Below are 20,278 nucleotides of genomic sequence, written 5' to 3'. Positions count from 1 at the left end.
TGCGGGCCGCTCGCTATGGTCCGCCGCCATGAAAGACGACGCCGCAAACGAGACCGCCTCCTTTGGCTTCAAGGAGGTGCCGCGGACCGAGAAAGCCTCGCTGGTGCGCGAGGTGTTCAGCTCGGTCGCCAACAAATACGACCTGATGAACGACGCCATGAGCGGGGGCTTGCACCGGCTCTGGAAGGACGCTGCGGCGGCGAAGCTCAACCCGCAGCCGGGCGAACTCATCCTCGACGTGGCCGGCGGCACCGGCGACATCGCGCGGCGGCTGAAGAAGCTCGGCGACGCCGCCGCCCAGCGGCGGGGGCTCGAGCCGCCGGAGATTCACGTCATCGACATCAACACCGAGATGCTCGAGGCCGGACGCGCGCGTGGTGAAGACGGTCTTAATTGGCACGAGGGCGATGCGGAGAACCTGCCGGTCGATGACCACGCCGCCGACGCCTACATCATCAGCTTCGGCATTCGGAACTGCACCGATATTCCCGCCGTGCTGCGCGAGGCGCGGCGCGTGCTGAAGCCGGGCGGGCGCTTCTTCTGCCTGGAGTTCTCGCGCCTCGCCGTCGGCGGGCTCGAGCCGGTTTATGACTTCTATTCGTTTAACGCGATCCCGGCGCTGGGGAAATTGCTCGCGAACGATGCGGAATCCTACAGATATCTGGTCGAATCGATCCGCCGGTTTCCGGATCAGGAAACATTCTTGGGCATGATCCGGGAGGCGGGCTTCAAGCGCGCGGCTTATCGCAACATGGCCGGCGGCGTCTGCGCGCTGCATTGGGGTTGGGCGGTTTAGTGGTCTGGTTCTGGGTCATTCTGGCCATAGTCGTGGCGGTGTCGATGGGCCTCGCCACCGGCGTGGTCGGCCACATCTCGCGGCTGATGCGCGTGGCCTGGACGCTCGCGCGCTTCGACGTGCTGCTGCCGGAAGAGTATTACGAGCGCTATCCGGTGCCGCTGCAGGCGACGCACACCGCTCTGCGCATCATCACCAAGCGCCGCCGCGGCCGCAGCGTCGGCGAGCGGCTGGCGCGGGCGCTGGAGCGGCTCGGCCCCGCTTATGTGAAGGTCGGCCAATTCCTGGCGACGCGGCCGGACATGATCGGCGTCACCGTCGCTCAGGAGCTGGGCCGGCTGAAGGATCGGCTGCCGCCGTTCTCGCGCGAACGCGCGCTCGACACCATCAACGCCGAGCTGGGCGGCACCGAATTGCTGTTCGGCCAGATTTCCGAAGCGGTCGCCGCCGCCTCGATCGCCCAGGTGCACCAGGCGATCGTGCCGCGCGAGGGCGTGGTCGCGATCAAGGTGCTGCGTCCGCGCATCGAGAAGAAGCTGGCCAAGGAGATGGGCGCGCTGCGCTTCCTGGCGCAGGCGATCGAGTTCTTCTCGCCACGCTCGCGCCGGCTGGAGCCGGTGCAATTCATCGACACCGTGTCGGCCGCGCTCGAGCGCGAACTCGATTTGCGCCTGGAAGCAGGCGCGGCGGCCGAATTCCGCGAAGTGGCGGCCAAGGACGGCTATCTCACCGTGCCGGAGATCGATTGGTCCCGCTCTTCGAAGCGGGTGATGACGCTCGACTGGATCGACGGCGTCCCGCTCACCGACATCAAGGCGCTCGACAAAGTCGGCGCCGACCGCAGCGAACTCGCCATCGCGATCACGCGCGGCTTTCTCGCCGCCGCGCTCGACTACGGTTTCTTCCATGCCGACATGCACGAGGGCAACATGCTCTACGGCAAGGACGGCAAGCTGTGGGTGGTCGATTTCGGCATCATGGGCCGGATCGGCCACAAGGAGCGGCGCTACCTCGCCGAGATCCTCTACGGTTTCCTGAAGCGCGATTATCGCCGCGTCGCCGAGGTGCACCAGGAAGCGGGCTATGTGCCGGAGAAGTTCACCGTCGATGAGTTCGCCCAGGCGCTGCGCGCCATCGGCGAGCCGATCTTCGGCAAGACCGCCGACGGCATCTCCATGAGCCGGCTGCTTCTGCAGCTGTTCGACGTCACCCATATGTTCGGCATGCATCTTCGCCCCGAACTGGTGCTGCTGCAGAAGACCATGGTGCAGGTCGAGGGCGTCGCCCGCGCGCTCGATCCGCAACACGACATGTGGAACGCCTCGCGGCCGATCGTGGAACGCTGGGTGAAGCGCGAACTGGGCGCCGAGGCTGTGGCGAAGCGGACGGTCGACGAAGCGGCATTGGCGCTCGCGGCGATGCGGCGGCTGCCGCAGACGTTGGCCGCGGTCGAAGCCGCCGCGCGCAAGGTCAGCGAAGACGCGCCGCGCGAAGAGAAGCACTGGTACGAGATGCCGGCGGTGTGGATCGCCTTCCTCGGCGGCGCGTTGCTGGCGTTGGCGCTGACGGCGAACGATCGCCGCCCGCCCCCGGCGCCGCCGGTGACGGCGCCCGCGCGCATCGAAGCGCCGGCGCCGCTGCAGCGCACGCCAAACCGCGGGCCGATGCCGGACGTGGTCGATGCCCCGGCCGAGCCGGTGGAGACTGAAGCCGCGCCCGCAACCGAAGCCGCGCCGCAGACGGATGCAACGCCATGAGCAAGCGCGTTCTCCTGATCATCGGCGGCGGCATCGCCGCTTATAAGAGTCTCGAACTCATACGCCGGCTGAAGGAGCGCGGCGTCGCCGCGCGCGTGGTGATGACCGAGGCGGCGCAGCTTTTCGTGACATCGCTGGCGGCGGGCGCCATCGCCGGCGAGCGCGTATTCACCGATCTGTTCGACCAGGCGCAGGAGTTCGATGTCGGCCACATCCGACTGGCGCGCGAATGCGACCTCGTCGTCGTTGCGCCCGCGACGGCGGACTTGATGGCGAAGGCCGCGCACGGCCTCGCCAATGATCTCGCCTCCGCGGTGCTGCTGGCGACCGACAAGCCGGTGCTGATGGCGCCGGCGATGAACCCGCACATGTGGGCGCATGAAGCGACACAGCGAAATTTCGCGACGCTGACCGCCGATGGGCTCCGCTTCGTCGGCCCGAACGAAGGCGAGATGGCCGAGCGCGGCGAACGCGGGCTTGGCCGCATGGCCGAGCCGGAAGAGATCCGTGACGCGATCTTCTCCCTGCTGACCGACGGGCCGCTCAAAGGCAAACGCGCGCTGGTGACGGCGGGGCCGACGATCGAGCCGATCGATCCGGTGCGGTTTCTCTCCAATCGCTCGAGCGGCAAGCAAGGCTACGCGATCGCAGCGGCGCTCGCCGAACTCGGCGCTGACGTGACGCTGGTGTCCGGTCCAACCAACCTTGCGCCCCCTCAAGGCGTGACGCGCATCGACGTGGAAAGCGCGCGCCAGATGCTCGCGGCCAGCGAAGCCGCGTTGCCGCTTGACGTTGCGGTGATGGTTGCAGCGGTCGCCGATTGGCGGCCGGCGCAAACGGCGGACGAGAAGCTGAAAAAGGACAAGACCGGCGTTCCCGCTATCAGCCTGACCGAGAACCCTGACATCCTCGCAACGCTGTCGAAGCCCGGAAAGAAGCGGCCAAAGCTGGTCATCGGCTTCGCCGCGGAGACGGAAAACGTCGAAGAACACGCCCGCGCCAAAATTGCCAAGAAGGGCTGCGACTGGATCGTCGCCAATGATGTGTCCGGCGACGTCATGGGCGGCGCCGAGAACCAGGTGTTGCTGATCAAGAAGGACGGCGCCGAGAGTTGGCCGCGCATGGCTAAAGACGCCGTGGCGCGCAAGCTGGCGGCGGAGATCGCGGCGGCGCTGACGAGCAAGAGTCCGGGCCGGAAGTAGGCCGCTACGCACCCCGCCCCTGCGGAAACGCGGCGCCTTGCCCTCTTGAGCCAGCGCGTTCGGACGCTATGTAGAGCATCCGCAAATCTGACATTCCGATTCTAGCGCCGAGCGCGCCTCACGCGCGCCTTGAGGGAAGCCGACTGCATGAGCTTTCAGAACCACAACGAACGCCGCGAAGCCGCCGAAGCCGCCAAGAAGGCGATGCTTGAAAAATTCAAGACCAAGGCGGCCCCGGCTCAGCTCGATCCGACGGAGGCCGCCAAGCGCATCGCAGAGGCGCAAGCCAAGGAAGAAAAGCGTGTCGAAGCGGAGAAGCGCCGCCGCGAACGCGTGGAATTGGAGAGGCTTGAACGCAAGCTCGCCGCCGAAGCCGCCGCCAAGGCTGAAGAAGAGCGCATTGCGAACGAAGCCATAGCCCGCGCCCAGCGCAAACGCGCCGAGGCCGAGGCCGCCGAGTTGCGCCGCTTCGAAGACGAAGCGCGCCGTGACCTGATGAACGCCGCCCGCAAGGCCGCACGCAAGTAATCAGCCCTTTTTCTTGGCGCGCTTGCCGCGGGCGACTTCAGTCGCCAGCGCGTCGAGCTTGTGCTCCCAGAAACCGCGGAAGCGGCTGACCCATTCGTCGACCTGTTGCAACGGCGCGGCGTCCACGGTGTAGAGCCGTCGCGCGCCCTCGGCGCGCACGGTTGCGAAGCCGCCGTCGCGCAGCACTTTGAGGTGCTGCGACACGGCTGGCTGGCTGATGCCGAACTCGCGCTGGATCACTTCGACGATCTCGCCCGAGGCGCATTCGCCTTCGGCCAACAGTTCCAAAATGCGCCGCCGCACCGGATCGCCGAGGACGTCGAACGCGTGCATCAAGCCTCGCCGCTATAGAATTTCCGGGTTCGCTCCGCCGCCTCGGCGGCCCAGGCGGGATCGTCGCCGCCGGCGATGGCCGCGTCACGCCAACCTTCGGCGGAGAGCCTGATGAACAGCTTGGCTTCCGCGGACGCCATCCATGCCTCGTCCGCCTCCGGCGGCTTGGCGGCGGCCGGAGTCTCGATGTGGCGCGCAAGCCCCATCAGACCCAGCTCCCAGCCGATGCCGACCGCGGCCGGGCCGAACTGATCCCAATGCGCTTCGGGATGGGCGATATGATGGAGCTCGAGACGTGTCGCGCCGCCCTCCTCGCGCAAACTCACCGTCACCCAACTGACGCCGCCGCCGAACTCCCAGGTCAGCGCCAGCTCGCGCGGCGGTTCGCATCGCGTGATCGTGCCGCTGGCGTTGCCGGTGATCTGGTACTTGCCGCCAAGCTCAAAATCGCCGCTCACCGGCGCGAACCAGCGCGGCAAGCGCTCGGGATTGGAGATCGCGTCCCAGAGGTCGTCGATGTCGGTGTCGTAACTCCGCGCCGCCACGACGACCCGCGCCGGCTTGCCTTCGTATTCGATACTGCGGACTTCGCGCGTGACCGCGCCGATCAGGCTTGAAATGTCGCTGGTCATCAAAGCGCCTCCTGTTATATAAGCGCGTACTTATATAGTTTGAGACGCTTGGCAAGTCTGGAAAATGAAAAACGGTTGCAAGGCATGGCGGGAACACGGCATGGGCGCGGCATGAGACACTTGCTCGCCGCCCTCGCTCTGATTGGCCTCGCTGCGTGTGGCGAACGCGAAGAGCGTGATTTGCCCGTCGCAGAGATCGACTGCCGGACCGGGCTCTACCGCAACCAAACCGGCGATGTGCTCGCGCTGACGCCAACGAGCGGCGGCGGTTATCGTTGGCGCATGCTGGACGGCCGCACCGGCGCGCTGAAGCAAGCGGACGGGGCCTGGCGCAGCACATTGGGCTGGACCGAAGAGCCGGACGGTTTCGCCGTCGAACTGGGCGCGTGCGGCGACGATGCGATCCGATTCGGCCCGGATGGCGCTCTGCGGAGCTACGCGCGCGCACCACTCGAGATCACCGAAACGACGTTCGAGCATGACGGGCTCACCTTCACCGGCCGATTGATCTGGCCCGCGGGCGCCGAACGCGCGCCGCTCGCCGTACACGTGCACGGCTCGGAGCGCTGGTCGGCGGTGCGCAGCAATGCGACGCCCTATCTGCTCGCGGCCGAGGGGGTGGCGTCGTTCGTCTACGACAAGCGCGGCACGGGACAATCCGAGGGCGCATACACGCAGGACTTCCACGTGCTCGCCGCCGACGCGCGCGCGGCGCTGGCTGAAGCGCGGCGCCTAGCGGGCGCACGGATCGAGCGCGACGGCTTCATCGGCGGCAGCCAAGGCGGCTGGATCGGCCCGCTGGCGGCGAGCGAAAGCGACGTGGGCTTCGTCGTTGCGCTCTACGGTCTCGCCGTCAACGCGCTGCAGGAGGATCGCTACGAGATCGTCCAGAACCTGGCGCGCGCCGGCTGGGATGAAGAGGTGCAAGCAAAAGGCGCGGCGCTTTCGGACGCGGCTGGCGTGATCATGGCGAGCGACTTCCGCGAGGGCTACGCCGAGTTCAACCGGCTGCGGCGCGCCTACCGCGACGAGCCCTGGTATGAGGACCTGGACGGCGAATTCACCAGCGAGATGCTGCCCTATCCCGAAATTGGCCTGCGCATCATCGGGCCGACGCGCGACCTGGGCACGAGCTGGGAGTACGAGCCGATGCCGGTGCTGCGTGCGCTGGAAACGCCGCAGTTCTGGATGATCGCGGCCGACGACACCGAGGCGCCGGCCGGCGAGACCATCACCCGGTTGCGGGCGCTGCAAGCCGAGGGCCGGCCGATCGACGTCGCCATATATCCCGGCGCCGATCACGGCATGATCCTCACCGAGCGACCGGCGAACGGCGAAGTGCGCGAGACCGGGCATGTGCGCGATTATTTCAGGCAGATCGCCGCGTGGATCAAAACCCGGGAACTAACCTTCGCGCGCGCCGCGGGCGCTGAGGTCAGCAGCCCAGCGTCCAGTCCGCGTTAGACGATCGGCGCCAGCTCCGCCGGAACGCAGACCACCTCCCACGACTGCATATCGAACGGCGCCAGACGATAGCCGCCGCCGCGCGGCTGCAGCGTGTGGAGCACGTGATTTGGATAGAGCGCCGCGCGCAGCCGCTCGGCAGTTCCGAAGCCGCTGCGGTCCTCCTCCGTCAGTTCGACCAGTATGACTGGCCGGTCGCGGCGCACCTGCTCCGCCAATCCATCGAGCACCGCCGCCTCGTGGCCTTCGACATCGATCTTCAGGATGTCGATGCGCGGCAGCCGCTCGCGCGCGAACAGATCGTCGCCGCGCGCGACATTGACGAAGAACGCGGCGACGCCCGGCACCGCGCGCAAAGTCGCCGCGCCGAGATTGTGACTGTCGGGCAGCACCATTTCGGCGACACCGTTGTCACGCCCGAGCGCAAGTTCGAACAGGCGCACATTGACAAGGTCGTTCATTTCCATCTTGCGCCGCAGCTCGGCCGCGGCCCGCGTGAACGGCTCGAACGCGAACACCGCATCGGCGTGACCGGCCATGAACAGGACGTGATGGCCGACATTGGCGCCCACATCGTAGTAATTGACGCTGCCGCGCGCTTGGCGGAGCGCTGCGGCGGCGCGCTTCATGAACGCCAGCTCCGCCGGCGCGTAGGCGCCCATGAAATAGACGTGCCAGTCGATCCAGTTGCTGAGGTCTCCGGCGTAGCGCTTGCCGTAGAAATCGACCTCGAATGGCGTGGGTCCGAGCCGCTGGTGCGGCGCCAGCGCCTCGAACAGCCGGCCGCGCCGGCCGATGAAGGCCGTGCGGCACCCGACCTCGCGCAGCAGGCTATGAAATGCGTGCATGGCCTTGGTGGAACTGGACTGACGCCAACGCGCGGTGCCGTCGGGCCGTTCCTCGACGGCCGAATCGGGTCTATGCCGCATGCATGGACCCGCGCACCGTCACCATCCAAGTCACGCCGCTCGCGCACTTCGAAGGGTTGCAGCTGCCGGCGTACGAGACCGCGCTCTCGGCCGGCATGGATCTGCGCGCGGCCGTCCCTGAAGACGAGCCGATCGAGATCGCGCCCGGCCAGCGCGTGCTGGCGCCGACAGGGCTGACCATCGCGCTGCCGGCCGGCTACGAAGCGCAGGTGCGGCCGCGCTCGGGGCTAGCGCTGAAGCATGGGCTGACCTGCCTCAACACGCCTGGCACGATCGACGCCGATTATCGCGGCGAGGTCAAAGTGATCCTGATCAATCTCGGCCAGGAGCCGTTCACGATCCGCCGCGGCGAGCGCATCGCCCAGATGGTGATCGCACCGGTCACGCAAGGGGTCTGGGACGTGGTGGAGACGCTGCCCGAAACCGCGCGCGGCGCCGGCGGCTTCGGCTCGACCGGGCGCGGCTAGCGCGGCGCGCACGCACGGCCTAAGTCAGGCGCATGAGTTTGAGCGCTGAAGAACGTGAGCGTTATGCGCGCCACATCCTGCTGAAGGAAGTCGGCGGCCCCGGGCAGCAGCGGCTGAAAGCGGCGACGGTCGCGATCGTCGGCGTCGGCGGCCTCGGCGCGCCGGTGGCGCTCTATCTCGCTGCGGCTGGAATTGGACGTCTGCGCCTGATCGATCATGACACGGTCGCGCTGTCGAACCTGCAGCGGCAAATCATTTTCCGCAGCGACGAGGCCGGCGCGACGAAGACAGACGCGGCGGCGCGCGCGCTCACGGCGCTGAACGCCAATGTCGAAGTCGAGCAGCGGACCGAGCGATTGAGCGAACACAATGCGCACGCGCTGCTCGAGGGCGCCGATATCGTGCTCGACGGCACGGACGATTTCGCGACCCGCTTTGCCGTGAACGCGGCGTGCCACGCGCTGCGCATCCCGCTGGCGTCGGGCGCGGTGGGGCGTTGGGACGGGCAAGTCTCGGTGTTCATGCCGGAAGGCCCCTGCTATCGCTGCTTCGTGCCGGAGACGCCGCCGGACGCGGAGACGTGCGCGCAGGTTGGCGTCATCGGCGCGCTGCCCGGCGTGATCGGCTCGATGATGGCGCTGGAAGCGCTCAAGCACATCGCCGAGGCGGGCGAGACTTTGGCCGGCCGCGTGCTTCTGTTCGACGGCTTGGCGGCGACGGCGCGCACGGTGACGCTCAGACGCGATCCGCACTGCCCGGTGTGCGGGCATGACTGACGAAGAATGGCTCGCCGCCTTGACTGCCGCCGCGCGGCGGGACCTCGAAGTGCGCGCCCGCCTGGCGCGCAGCGGCGAATTGTTTGGCGGCTATCATCCCGAGATGGAGGCGGTGCATCTAGACAACGCCAAGCTGCTGGAGCGCGTGTTCGACGCGATCGGCTGGCCGGGGCGCAAGCGGCTCGGCGACGAAGGCGCCTCGGCGGCGTTCCTGATCCTGCAGCACGCCATCTCGCGCCCCGATCTGCAGCGGCGTGGTCTGGCGCTGATGCTGGAGGCGATCCCGCAAGGCGAAGCCAACATGCTCGACGCCGCCTACCTCTCCGATCGCATCGCCGTCTTCGAGGGCGGCGAGCAGACGTTCGGCACGCAATTCGACTGGGACGCCTCAGGTCAGCTTTCGCCGGCGCCGGTCCGCGATGCGGCGCATCTCGACGAGCGCCGCGCCAGCGTCGGCCTGCCGCCCATGGCCGACACGATCGCCGAAATGCGCGCCAATGCGGCGGCGGAAGGCGAGGCCGCGCCGGCCGATCACGCGAAACGGCGCGCGGAGTTCGATGCCTGGGCCCGCCGCGTCGGCTGGCGCGCTTGACCTCTCGCCCGCGCCCGTCACTCTAGCTGCGCGGAGGGCTTAAGATGTGGAAGTGGATTCTGGGCGGCTTGGCGGTTCTGGTCGTGCTGATCGCGGCCATCGCCGGCGGCGCCTACGTCACGCTGAAGCGGCCCGACATTCCATACGCCGACCTCGCCGCCGAGTACGAAAGCCCCGCCTCGCGCTATGTCGATTTGTCGAGCGGCGTGCGCATGCACTATCGCGACGAGGGCCAGAGCGCCGGCGCACCGACGCTGCTCTTGATCCACGGCTTCTCGGCGTCGTTGCACACTTGGGAGCCCTGGGTGGCGCGATTGAGCGACACGTACCGGATCGTCTCGCTCGATCTTCCAGGCCACGGCCTCACCAGCGCCCCGGCCGACTATTCCGCCTCGATCGAAGTTTTCCGCGACGAAGTGCACGCCTTCACGACAGCCATGGGCCTGCAGCGTTTCGCCCTCGCCGGGAGCTCAATGGGCGGAAACGTGGCGTGGGAATATGCGCTCGCGCATCCCGAACAGATCGAAGCGCTGATCCTGGTCGATGCTTCCGGATGGCAGGAGACGCGCGCCAACCTCGATCGCGATCCGCCGGTGTTCAGGCTGTTGCGCGATCCCAACATCGGCCCGGCGATCCGCGATCTCGACGCGACCGGGTTAACCCGCCAGGGGCTGCAAGCTTCGTTCAGCGACGCTTCGCTGGTCGATGATGCGATGGTGTCGCGCTACGTCGAGCTGGCGCGCGCGCCAGGCCACCGCGCCATCCTGCTGCAGATGACGCTCGGCTTCCGCGAGCGGAACTACGCCACGCCGGAGCGGCTGGCGCCGTTGGCGAACATCCCGGTGCTGGTCCTGCATGGCGACAGCGACCGCTTGGTCCCGCTGGAGCACGGGCGGCAATTCCAGACCGCGATCGACGGCGCGGAGATCATCGTGTTCGAGAACACCGGCCACATACCGCAGGAAGAGCGGCCCGACGTATCGGCGATGGCGGTGCGCGAGTTTCTCTACCGCGTGCATGAGCCGCCGGCGCTCGCGGTCGCCGACTGACGCATCACTATCATGGAGGCAGGCTAGGAGCGGGGCATGCTGATTCAACGTCGTTCGCTCCTGCTCGGCGGGGCTCTCGCCGCCGCCGCGCCACGCGCCGCCTGGGCGCAGTCGCTCTCCCAGGGCCTGTTCACCAACGGCGTCGCCTCCGGCGATCCGCTGCCCGACGGCGTCGTGCTGTGGACCCGCTTCGTCGGCGGCGACGGCGCCATCGCCTGGGAAGTGGCGGAGGACGAGGCGTTCGGCCGCGTCGCGCAGCGCGGCGAGGCGCGCGCCTCGGCTGCGAACGATTTCTGCGTCAAGGTCGATGTGCGCGGCCTGGCGCCCGGGCGGCCCTACTTCTATCGCTTCCTCTCCGCCTCCGGCCCATCCTTCACCGGACGCACGCGCACAGCGCCCGCGCGCGGCGGCGACCGGCTGACGGTTGCGCTCTTCTCCTGCTCCAATTTCGGTTACGGCTATTTCCACGCTTACGGTCATGCCGCGCGCCGTGACGACGTCGATCTCGCTCTGCACACGGGCGACTACATCTACGAGATCCAGCGCGGCTCGTATCCAAACAATTCCGAAACCGTGCCGGGACGCATCATCGAGCCCTACAACGAGATCGTATCGCTGAGAGACTATTGCCAGCGCTACGCCAGCTATCACACCGACCCCGACCTGCTCGAGCTGCGGCGCGTGAAGCCGATGAGCGTCGTGTGGGACGATCATGAGCTCGTGAACGACGCCGCGCGCGAGGGCTCGCGCGATCATCAGTTTCCGAGCGAGGGCGCCTACGCCGAGCGCATGGCTGCGGCTGCGAAGGCCTATTTCGACTGGATGCCGATCCGGCGGCCCGACGTGAACACGCCCCGGCTCTACCGCAGCCTCGATTGGGGCGACCTCGCCCGCATCGTGCTGCTCGACACGCGCTTCATCGGCCGCGACGCGCAGATCGACTATCGCACCACGCTGGCGCCGCGCTTGACGCAAGGCGGCGTCGACGCGCGCGCCGCGGCGGCGGCCTTCCGCGCCGGCGTGCTGGACGACCCCTCGCGCTCGCTGCTCGGCGCCGCACAGGAGCGCTGGTTGAGCGACACCTTGGCCGAGTCCAAACGCCGCGGCCAACCTTGGCAGATCATCGCGCAACAGGTCGTGGTCGCCGATCCCGCCGCGCCGAGCGGGCTGGCGCGGTTGTTGCCGGATGATGTCTCAGCCGGTTCGCGGCAATGGTTCACGGTCGGCGAGCAGATGAGCGCGCTCGGCTTGCCGTGGAATCTCGACACCTGGGGCGGCTACCCGGCGGCGCGCACGCGCTTCCTGGAGGCGTGCGCCACCCAGGCAAGCAACGCCGTCGTGCTCGGCGGCGACAGCCACAATTGCTGGGTCGCCAACCTCGACGCCGCCGGCGGGCGCCGCCGCGCCGCGCTCGAATTCGCCGGCGGCAGCGTCACCTCGCCAGGCTTCGAGCGCTCGCTCAGCAATGCGGCGGCGGGCGAACGCGAATCGATGATCCGCACGGCGAACCCGCACCTGGCGTTCTGCGATCTGACCAATCGCGGCTACGCCGCGCTGCGCTTCACCCGCGGCGAATGCGAAGCCGAGTGGCTCGCGTTTGCGGATGTGCGGACGCCCGTCGCGCCGGCGCCGCAAGTGTCGCGGCTGCATGCCGCCGCCGGCCGCAGCGCGGGCCCTGGAGCGTGGATAGCGGCTTGATTTGATGCGCGCGGTTCGCCAGCCTGCGGCGCATGAGTGATTGGCTGCGCGGCGCTGTCGTTTATCAGATTTATCCGCGCTCGTTCGCGGACGCCAACGGCGATGGCGTCGGCGATCTCGCCGGTGCGATCGCCAAGCTCGAGCACGTCGCCGATCTCGGCTGCGACGCGATCTGGCTGTCGCCGTTCTTTCGTTCGCCGATGAAGGATTACGGCTACGACGTCAGCGACTATCGCGACGTCGATCCGCTGTTCGGGACATTGGCCGAAGCCGACGCGCTGATCGCGCGCGCGCATGCGCTCGGCCTCAAAGTGATCATCGACCAGGTGTGGTCGCATTCGTCCGACCAGCACGCCTGGTTCGCGGAGAGCCGTGCGAGCCGAGACAACCAAAAAGCCGATTGGTACGTCTGGGCCGATGCGAAGCCGGACGGCGCGCCGCCGAACAATTGGCAGGCGATGTTCGGCGGCGGCGCCTGGAGCTGGGATGCGCGCCGGCGCCAGTACTACCTGCACAATTTTCTGCCGGAGCAGCCGGATCTCAACGTGCGCAACCCGGCGGTGCAGGACGCGCTGCTCGACGTCGCCCGCTTCTGGCTCGAGCGCGGCGTGGACGGCTTCAGGCTGGACGTCGTGAACTTCTTCACCCACGACGCGCAGCTGCGCGACAATCCGCCGATTACGACTTTGAAGCGGGCGCCGGCGCGCCCGCACCAGTTCCAGCGCCATCTCTACGACCGCACGCAGCCTGAAACCCTAACGTTCCTCGCGCGCCTGCGCGCGCTGCTTGATCAATACGGCGCCATCGCCTTGGGCGAGATCGAGGACGAAGAGCCGTTGCGCGTGCAGCGCGAATACACCGACGGGCCCGACCGGCTGCACACCGCCTATTCCTTCTACCTGCTGCGCCAGCGCGCGATGACGCCCGCGGTCATCAAGGACGCGATGGCGCAATGGGAAGGCGCGCGCGGGCTGCCCTCCTGGTCGCTCTCGAATCACGACGTGATCCGCTTCCCGACGCGGCTTGCCGACGATGATCCGCAACGCACGAAGTTGATGCTGGCGCTGCTGCTGGCGCTGCGCGGCGCGGCGTTCCTCTATCAGGGCGACGAGCTCGGCCTGCCGCATGCTGATGTGCCGTTCGAGCGCCTGCGTGATCCGGAGGCGATCGCGTTCTGGCCGTCGGGCATTGGCCGCGACGGCGCCCGCACGCCGATGCCCTGGGGCCAGAACGCAAACATGGCAGGATTCACGGAAGCGCCGGACGCATGGCTGCCGCTCGATCCACGCCATCGCCCGCTGGCGGCGGATGCGCAGCAAGGCGTCGCAGGATCGGTGCTCGAGTTCACACGGGCCATGATCGCGCTGCGGAAAGCGAGCGCGGCGCTGCGCGACGGCGAATTCGTCGCGCTCGATGCGCCGGAGCCGCTGCTGGCGTTCGAGCGGCGCGCAGGCGAGGAGCGGATGCTCTGCCTCTTCAATCTCGGGCCGGAGCCGGTGCGACGGCCGCTGCCCGAGGGCGCGCTCCGGCTCGCCGTCGGCCAAGCCGAGGTGCTGACCGGAGCGGCGTCGCTCGGCGGCTATTCTGCCCTCTTGGTCGCAATCTGACAGCGCCGATCTGGCCAAGTGCTCTGATATATTATAACACTGCCATCGGGATGAGACGTTCGCGACAGAATTCGACGCGACCTTCAGCGCGCCGGGCCAGCAGGTTCGGGCCGCTGCTGGCGGCGCTGCTCGCGGTCTTCCTGCAAGCCTTCGTCGTCCAGACCCACGTCCACGCCTTCGCGTTCGGCGCGCCGGCGGTGGAACGCTCCGAGAGCGCCGCCGCCGAGAACCACGCGAGCGATGTCGTTGGCGCCAAGCACGCCGGCGCGTGCGTCTTCTGCGAAGCGCTCCGGTCCTCCGGGCGCGCGACGCTGCCTCTCGCCGCAGAAATCTCCGCCGAGCACAGCGTTGCGGCAGAAGCGAGCACGCTCGCGATCCAGTTGGCGCCGTTCGCCGCTTCGCACTCTTGGCGCAGCCGCGCCCCTCCGCACCCCGTCTGAGCACCGCACGCGCTCGCTGAGCGCCTACCGCGCGCGGAGCAGCGCGCGCACCCTAATGCTTAGAGGCCATCCATGCAGTTCCCCCACCTATTTCGCGGCCTCGTCGCCGCCAGCGCACTCATCCCCACCGCCGCTCTCGCGCAGGACGAGACCGCCGAACCCGAGATCGTCATCACCGCGCCGCTCGAAGGTTCGCGGATCGAGAGCTTGCAGGGCGCCGAAGTCCTGCGCCGCGAAGACATCGTCGAGCAACTCAACGGCGGCCTCGGCGATACGCTCGACGCGACCCCCGGAATCGCCACCACCTTCTTCGGCGCCGGCGCCAGCCGGCCGATCATTCGCGGCCTCGGTGAAGACCGCGTGCGCGTGCTGCAGAACGGCATCGGCGCGATCGACGCCTCGACCGCCTCGCCCGATCACGCCGTGACCTCGGACGGGCTCGACGCCGAGCGCATCGAAGTGCTGCGCGGCGCGGCGGCTTTGGCCTATGGCGGCAACGCCATCGGCGGCGTCGTCAATGTGATCGATCAGTCGATCCCGACGCGGCAGAGCGAAGGCGTGAGCTTCAACGGGCTCGCGGCGTATTCGACTGTCGACGAAGGCCTGCAAGGCGCCGCCCGCGTCGGCTTCGGCGCCGGCCCGCTCGCCTTCACGTTGAACGCTTCCCAGCGCGACAGCGATCCGTACGAGACGCCCGAGGGCGAAGCGCTGAACCAGTGGACGGACATGCGCGCCTATGGCGGCGGCGCGTCTCTGGTGCGCGATTGGGGTTTCGCCGGCGTCGCCGTGAAACGCACGGAAGACTCCTACGGCTTGTTGCCGCACGAGCCGAGCGAACCCGGCGGACGCATCGAACTGGAGCAGACGCGGATCGAGTCGCGCGGCGACTTCCGCATCAATGTCGGGCCATTCGACCGGCTGGATTATGGCGTCCAGCACTCGGACTACCAGCACACGGAATTCGAAGGCGACGGCGCGCCGGGCACGCGCTTCTTCAGCGAAGGCTGGGAGGCGCGCTTTGAAGCGCATCACAGCGATGATCGCCATGACGGCGTCGCCGGCGTCCAATTCACCGATGTCGACTTCAACGCCGAGGGCGATGAGGCCTTCATCACCGCGACCAACACCCAGGATTCCGGCCTCTTCCTGATCGAGCGCTACGATCTCGGCCGCTGGGGCCTCGAAGGCGGCCTGCGCTACGAGCGGCGCGAGATCGACAACGTCACGGCCGGCGCGCGCGACTTCGATAATGTGAGCGGCTCGGTCGGCGCGTTCATGCGGCCGGCGGAAGGCTGGTTCATCGGCGCCACCGTGGCGCACACCGAGCGCGCGCCGACGGCGTTCGAGCTGTTCTCCGACGGGCCCCACCTCGCCACCCACAATTACGAGCTGGGCGACCCGAACCTGGACCAGGAAACCGCGCTTTCGTTCGAAGCCTCGGCGCGGTTCGAGCGCGGTCCGGTGCGGTTCGAAGTGAACCTCTATCGCATGGAGTTCAGCGATTACATTGCGCTGGTCGAACGCGGCGACGTGTTCTGGCTCGACGAAGCCACCGACACGAGCGGCTTCGCCCCGGATGAAACCGATCCGGGCATCCCCGCAGACGCGGAAATCCTGCCGGTGTTCAACTTCGTGCAGCAAGACGCCACCTTCACGGGCGGTGAGATATCCGCAGCGGCACAGCTGTTCGAGGTCGGCGGCTTCGCCATCAGCGGCGATGTCGCCTACGATCTCGTCCGCGCAGAGTTCGACGCCGGCGGCCACCCACCGCGCATCCCGCCAAGCTCGCTGACGCTCGGCGTCGAAGCGCAGAACGAGTTCTGGTCCGGCCGGCTCGAGGCGGTTGATACGGCGGAGCAAGACCGGCTCGCGCCGTTCGAGACGCCGACCGACGGCTACACGCTTATCAACGCCGGCCTCTCCTGGCGCCCGCAAGGCGAAGCCGGCGCGTGGACACTGCGGATCGACGGACGCAATCTCACCGACGAACTCGGCCGCGTGCACAGCTCGTTCCTGAAAGACGAGCTGCCGCTGCCGGGCCGCAATGTCCGCTTCACGGTGCTGACGAGCTTCTGACGCCTACCAGACGGTGACGCGCTCTTCCGGCGGCAGGTAGAGCGCGTCATCCGGCGTCACGTTGAACGCGGCGTACCAGGCGTCCATGTTGCGGACGACGCCATTGATGCGATAGCGCGCCGGCGAGTGCGGGCCGGTCATCACCTGATTGCGCAATTGCTGTTCGCGGATCAGCTGCTTGCGATGCTGCGCGCGGGCCATGAAGAAACGCTGGTCGCCGCTCGTGCCGTCCAGCACCGGCGCCTCCGCCCCGTTCAGCGCGATCTTGTAAGCGTGGTACGCCACCTGGAGCCCGCCATTGTCGCCAATGTTCTCGCCGAGGCCGAGGCGGCCGTTGAGATTCAAGCCAGGCAACGGCTCGAACTGGCTGTATTGATCGGCCAGGCGGTCCGTGGTCGCCCGGAAGCGCGCGACGTCGTCCGCATTCCACCAATCGCGCAGCACGCCGTGCGCGTCCGACTTCGCGCCCTGATCGTCGAAGCCATGACCCATTTCGTGGCCGATGACGCCGCCAAGCGCGCCATAATTCACAGCCGGATCGGCATTCGGATCGAACAGCGGCGGCTGCAGATAGCCGGCCGGAAAGACGATCTCGTTGAACGGCGGATTGTAATAGGCGTTCACCGCATGGGGGACCATGAACCATTCTTCGCGGTCGCTCGGCCGGCCGAGACGGGCGAGATCGTTGGCCCAATCCCATTGCGCATAGCGCATCTGGTTGCCGAACGCGTCGCCGGCGCGGATCTCAAGCCCTGAGTAATCGCGCCAGCGATCCGGGTAGCCGATTTTCGGCCGGAACGTCGCCAGCTTCTGCCGGGCGATGACTTTCGTCTCCGCGCTCATCCACGGGCTTGCGTCGATGCGCTCGCCATAAGCGCGGCGCATGTTCTCGACCAGCGCCAGCGCTTGCGCCTTCGTTTCCGGCGGGAAGTGCCGCGCGACATAGAGCTGGCCAATCGCTTCGCCGAGCACGGCGTTGCTGGCCTGGATCGCGCGCTGCCAACGCTCACGCTGCTGCGGCTGGCCGCTGAGCTGGCGGCCGTAGAAAGCGAAGTTCGCATCATCGATCTGGCGCGGCAGCACGTGCGCCTTGGTGCGCGTGTAATGGAAGGCGAGATAACCCTTCCATGTCGACACCGGCGTGCGCATCACCAGGTCGGCGAGCGGACCGATCGCGCTCAGCTCGTTGACGACCCATTCGTCCGCGTCCGCGAGTCCTTCCGCCTCGAAGTGCGCGGCCCACGGATAGCGCGGCGCGAGCGCCTCCACTTGCGCCCGGCTCATCAGATTATGGGTGCGCTCGCGCTCGCGGCGATCCGCGACCGGCCAATGCAGTTCGGCGATCTCACGCTCGAGCGCCAGAATCGCACGCGCCTTGGCTTCCGGCTCGCTGCGATTGATCAGCGCCAGCATACCGGCGCAAGCGGCCTCATATTGCTGACGAATTTCGGGGAAGTTGCGGTCGTCGCGGCGATAATACTCCCGCTCCGGCAGGCCGAGACCCGCATGCGTCAGCTGCGGCAAATACCGATCCGGGTTGCCCTCATCGAGGCTGATATACGTCGCCACCGGGAACGTGACGCCCGAACCTGGCCGGCCGACGAAGCGCACCACGTCCTCATGCGTGCGCAGCGCTTCGATCTCATCGAGCGCCTGTTGGATCGGCGCAAGGCCGCGCGCGTCGATCGCATCCTGATCGAGATAGGCGTTGTAGAAGTCGGCGATCTTTTTCTCGTTCGAGCCTTCGGCGCCGCCGGCCGCCGCGACCCCCTCGATGATTGCCCGCACATCATGCTCGGCTTTGACGATCAGCATCTCGTTGGTGCCCCACGAAGTGCGGTCGTCGGGAATCGTGTTGCCGTTCAGCCAAGCGCCGTTGACGTACTGGAAGAAATCGTCGCCCGGATCGATGCTCGGATCGATCGAGGTCATGTCGATGCCGAACGCGCCGATCGCAGCCCGCGCGCGCGTCGGTGATGCTGCGCCTCCGCTTCGCTGCGCGGCGCAACCGGCGGCGAGCGCGAGCGTGGACGCCGTGACGGCGCGGCGCGTGATCGTGATCATTTCTTACTCCCCCGGACGACTTGCCTCGAACCTCGGCGCCTGCCGGTGGCGGTTCAACTGCTTTGAGACGAACGGCCCTCCTCGTGCGCCGCACGATGCAAAACGGGCCCGGCTTTCGCCAGGCCCGTTGAGTTCGCCGGCGCGAGCGCTCAGCGGAAGCTGATCGTCACCGCAGTGCGGCGGTTCAGCGGCTCGCGCACACCATCCGCCGTCGGGCGGGCGAGATCAGTCTCGCCGCGCGCTTGCGTGGTGATCATGTTGGCGTCGATGCCGCGCGCGACCAGCGCATCGCGCACCACCGCCGAACGCCGCTCCGACAGCCCTTCATTGTAAGCCGTCGAGCCCGACGTGTCGGTGTGGCCGACGACGACAACGCTGCCGACATTGCACTCGCGCGCGCGCACCACTGCTGCGTCGATCGTCTCCAGCGCCGCTTGGTTCAGGTTCGAACGGTCCCACTCGAAATAGACCGTGAACTCCGATGTCGGACACACGGTTTGAGGCGGCGGCGGCGGTGGGGGCGGCGGCGGCGGGGGCGGCGGCGGCGCTGCGGCCGCGCCGAATTCCCAACGCAGGCCGATTGTCGCCGCTTGATGTTCATAACCGGAATCGGCGCCGAATATTTCGATGTCCTCGCCGTTGAAGTAGCGATAGCCGACGTCGAGCTTCAGACGATCGCCAAGGGGAAACGCGACGCCCGCAAGACCTTGCCAAGCAAGTCCGGTTTCATCCTCGCCGAACGTGTCGAGCTGTGCGTAACCGACGCCGACGCCGACATAAGGCTCGATGCCGCCGCCGCGGTTGAAGTCATAGATGCCGTTCAGCATCACCGACCAGACTTCGGCGTCTTCGCCGAACGGATCGATTTCGTTGTTGCGATAGGCCAGCTCGGCCTCGGCGCGGAAGCCGTTGGCGAAGCCGTAGCCGGCCCCAACATCGGCCATCCAATCGTCTTCGAGATCGAACGCGGTCTCATCGATCTCGATCTCGCCGTCGATGCTGTAGCCGGCGTCGACGCGACCGTACCAACCTTCCTCCGCGTGAGCGGCGCCCGCCATTCCAATAATCAGCGCCGCGAGCGCTACGCTGCGCTTGAGTCTGCGAAACATGATCAACCCCCTATTGGAGCGGACCCCCGCCCTACGTCCGCCAAGAGGAACCTTGTAATCCCGCGGACGGGGCGCGTTAACGGTGTTGCACCCGCCAGGAGAACGTAGCCTGGGCTACGCGGGTGTGACGGCGCTATTGGGCTCTGAAACTCAGGCCGATCTCGGTGACGGCAGGATCGGCGGCGCGGACCTCGGCGCTGTCGGAAGCAAACTCGCTGTCGCCCAATGCAGAAGTATTGTTCGGCGTGCGCGCATCGAAGTGGACGCGCGGCGTGCAGCCGCCTGCACTGGCGAAGGCGCCGCCGTTCCACTCGGACACCCAGCCGCCATAGTCCCAGCCGAAGCCCCACAGACGGAACGGCCGGCCGTTCAGCTCTTCGACACGCGCGAGATCGGCGCCTACGGCAAGGCCGCTCGGGCCCGTCCAGCCGGCGCCTTCCGCGCTCACCGCGGCGGGCGCCGTCTTGGCTTCATCGCGCCAGACGATCTCGAGCCGGCGCGCCGGATCATTCGCGTAGAGCAGAGTCGCTTCGTAGCTCTGGCCTTCGGGGCCGGGCACGATCTCGGTGGAGACGTTCTCGGCGCCATAGCGTTCGATCAGCGCGTCGTTATCGACCTCGGCGAACGCGGCGCAGGTCAGATCGAGCGTGAGCGGCGGCTCCGGCGGCGTCGGCGGCGCGCTTGGCCGTTCTGCGGCGCGCTCGCAGCCGACCAGAACGATGAGCGCGGCGGCGGCAAGAACACGGGTTCTCATTCGAC

19 protein-coding genes are annotated in these 20,278 nt (G+C 67.7%); 13 read left to right on the top strand and 6 right to left on the bottom strand.

Annotated elements, in window-relative coordinates:
- Window positions 1–28 precede the first annotated feature (28 nt).
- The 4 genes from VEA80_RS07960 (at window position 29) to VEA80_RS07945 (ending at window position 4,283) form a co-directional block, all read left to right on the top strand.
- The gene (locus tag VEA80_RS07960; RefSeq protein WP_325060182.1) at window positions 29–796 is read left to right on the top strand and encodes a class I SAM-dependent methyltransferase; all 768 of its coding nucleotides are present in this window, start codon (window positions 29–31) and stop codon (window positions 794–796) included.
- Complete coding sequence (ubiB, locus tag VEA80_RS07955) at window positions 796–2,553, top strand: 2-polyprenylphenol 6-hydroxylase (protein WP_325060181.1); 1,758 nt, start codon at window positions 796–798, stop codon at window positions 2,551–2,553. Before VEA80_RS07960 ends, ubiB begins: the two co-directional genes overlap by 1 nt.
- Entirely contained in the window at window positions 2,550–3,755 is a 1,206-nt protein-coding gene (coaBC, locus tag VEA80_RS07950) for a bifunctional phosphopantothenoylcysteine decarboxylase/phosphopantothenate--cysteine ligase CoaBC (RefSeq protein ID WP_325060180.1), read from the top strand. Before ubiB ends, coaBC begins: the two co-directional genes overlap by 4 nt.
- Before the next feature lie 147 nt (window positions 3,756–3,902).
- Complete coding sequence (locus VEA80_RS07945) at window positions 3,903–4,283, top strand: hypothetical protein (protein ID WP_325060179.1); 381 nt, start codon at window positions 3,903–3,905, stop codon at window positions 4,281–4,283.
- Here VEA80_RS07945 and VEA80_RS07940 read toward each other — a convergent pair whose 3' ends face one another.
- A complete protein-coding gene (locus VEA80_RS07940; RefSeq protein WP_325060178.1) occupies window positions 4,284–4,616 on the bottom strand; it encodes a metalloregulator ArsR/SmtB family transcription factor in 333 nt (110 codons plus the stop codon). It abuts the gene before it with no gap.
- Window positions 4,616–5,248, bottom strand: coding sequence for an SRPBCC family protein (locus VEA80_RS07935; RefSeq protein ID WP_325060177.1), 633 nt, complete (start codon window positions 5,246–5,248; stop codon window positions 4,616–4,618). The genes VEA80_RS07940 and VEA80_RS07935 overlap by 1 nt, the downstream gene beginning before the upstream one ends.
- 111 nt (window positions 5,249–5,359) lie before the next feature.
- Between VEA80_RS07935 and VEA80_RS07930 the strand changes: the two genes are divergently transcribed.
- Complete coding sequence (locus VEA80_RS07930) at window positions 5,360–6,712, top strand: hypothetical protein (RefSeq protein ID WP_325060176.1); 1,353 nt, start codon at window positions 5,360–5,362, stop codon at window positions 6,710–6,712.
- Here VEA80_RS07930 and VEA80_RS07925 read toward each other — a convergent pair.
- Complete coding sequence (locus tag VEA80_RS07925; RefSeq protein ID WP_325060175.1) at window positions 6,709–7,560, bottom strand: FkbM family methyltransferase; 852 nt, start codon at window positions 7,558–7,560, stop codon at window positions 6,709–6,711. The two genes, VEA80_RS07930 and VEA80_RS07925, sit on opposite strands and share 4 nt — an antisense overlap.
- A gap of 83 nt (window positions 7,561–7,643) precedes the next feature.
- On the opposite strand from VEA80_RS07925, the gene dut reads away from it, so the two are divergent.
- The 8 genes from dut to VEA80_RS07885 all read left to right on the top strand — a co-directional run bounded on the left by dut (window position 7,644) and on the right by VEA80_RS07885 (window position 16,346).
- Entirely contained in the window at window positions 7,644–8,108 is a 465-nt protein-coding gene (gene dut, locus VEA80_RS07920) for a dUTP diphosphatase (protein ID WP_325060174.1), read from the top strand.
- 32 nt (window positions 8,109–8,140) lie between these two features.
- On the top strand, window positions 8,141–8,884 hold the full coding sequence (locus tag VEA80_RS07915; RefSeq protein ID WP_325060173.1) for a HesA/MoeB/ThiF family protein: 744 nt from the start codon (window positions 8,141–8,143) through the stop codon (window positions 8,882–8,884).
- Window positions 8,877–9,476 carry a DUF6624 domain-containing protein gene (locus VEA80_RS07910; RefSeq protein ID WP_325060172.1) on the top strand — a complete coding sequence of 200 codons (600 nt, stop codon included), beginning with the start codon at window positions 8,877–8,879 and terminating at the stop codon, window positions 9,474–9,476. Before VEA80_RS07915 ends, VEA80_RS07910 begins: the two co-directional genes overlap by 8 nt.
- Before the next feature lie 44 nt (window positions 9,477–9,520).
- Complete coding sequence (locus VEA80_RS07905; protein ID WP_325060171.1) at window positions 9,521–10,525, top strand: alpha/beta hydrolase; 1,005 nt, start codon at window positions 9,521–9,523, stop codon at window positions 10,523–10,525.
- Window positions 10,526–10,561: 36 nt separating this feature from the next.
- Window positions 10,562–12,223: an alkaline phosphatase D family protein gene (locus VEA80_RS07900; RefSeq protein WP_325060170.1), complete on the top strand. Its 1,662-nt coding sequence runs from the start codon at window positions 10,562–10,564 to the stop codon at window positions 12,221–12,223.
- A 32-nt stretch (window positions 12,224–12,255) separates the two neighbouring features.
- Window positions 12,256–13,830 carry an alpha-amylase family glycosyl hydrolase gene (locus VEA80_RS07895; RefSeq protein WP_325060169.1) on the top strand — a complete coding sequence of 525 codons (1,575 nt, stop codon included), beginning with the start codon at window positions 12,256–12,258 and terminating at the stop codon, window positions 13,828–13,830.
- A 50-nt stretch (window positions 13,831–13,880) separates the two neighbouring features.
- Entirely contained in the window at window positions 13,881–14,270 is a 390-nt protein-coding gene (locus VEA80_RS07890; protein WP_325060168.1) for a hypothetical protein, read from the top strand.
- A 72-nt stretch (window positions 14,271–14,342) separates the two neighbouring features.
- The gene (locus tag VEA80_RS07885) at window positions 14,343–16,346 is read left to right on the top strand and encodes a TonB-dependent receptor (protein WP_325060167.1); all 2,004 of its coding nucleotides are present in this window, start codon (window positions 14,343–14,345) and stop codon (window positions 16,344–16,346) included.
- A 3-nt stretch (window positions 16,347–16,349) separates the two neighbouring features.
- Here the strand turns inward: VEA80_RS07885 and VEA80_RS07880 are convergent, their stop codons facing one another.
- From VEA80_RS07880 to VEA80_RS07870, 3 genes are all read right to left on the bottom strand, one after another.
- On the bottom strand, window positions 16,350–18,410 hold the full coding sequence (locus VEA80_RS07880; protein ID WP_325060166.1) for a M13 family metallopeptidase: 2,061 nt from the start codon (window positions 18,408–18,410) through the stop codon (window positions 16,350–16,352).
- A gap of 149 nt (window positions 18,411–18,559) precedes the next feature.
- Complete coding sequence (locus VEA80_RS07875; RefSeq protein ID WP_325060165.1) at window positions 18,560–19,519, bottom strand: OmpA family protein; 960 nt, start codon at window positions 19,517–19,519, stop codon at window positions 18,560–18,562.
- Between the two features lie 133 nt (window positions 19,520–19,652).
- A complete protein-coding gene (locus VEA80_RS07870; RefSeq protein WP_325060164.1) occupies window positions 19,653–20,273 on the bottom strand; it encodes a hypothetical protein in 621 nt (206 codons plus the stop codon).
- Window positions 20,274–20,278: the final 5 nt, after the last annotated feature.

Origin of the sequence: Vitreimonas sp., from assembly GCF_035627415.1 — a bacterium.
Classification (GTDB): domain Bacteria; phylum Pseudomonadota; class Alphaproteobacteria; order Caulobacterales; family Aquidulcibacteraceae; genus Vitreimonas.
This window is presented reverse-complemented; position numbering and strand designations above follow the sequence as displayed.